The 255-nt window shown below is 28.2% G+C and carries 1 pseudogene; it reads left to right on the top strand.

Going from position 1 to position 255, the window contains the following annotated elements:
• Positions 1–255 (top strand): annotated as a pseudogene (locus WFZ85_RS16390) (IS982 family transposase); the annotation flags it as partial.

Genomic DNA, 255 nt, shown 5'->3' on the forward strand with positions numbered 1-255 from the left:
TGATTTAGAAGTAGTTGCATTGAGTTTAACCGCTGAATTTATGTCTATTGATAGTAAAAACTCCTTATTTAAAGAGATAAACAAAGAACAAATTTCTAATTTAATTGAGCGAAGTCAATTCAATAAAGGAAGGCGAAAATTGTTTTTATTTTTAGAAGAAGTAAGAATAAAATTAGCCTCTCGATTTTTAGAATTTGAAGATTATTATATTGTCGATAGTATGCCGTTGGAAATTTGCAAGTTTGCTCGTCATAG

Source organism: Flavobacterium aureirubrum, from assembly GCF_038739835.1.
Lineage (GTDB): Bacteria > Bacteroidota > Bacteroidia > Flavobacteriales > Flavobacteriaceae > Flavobacterium > Flavobacterium aureirubrum.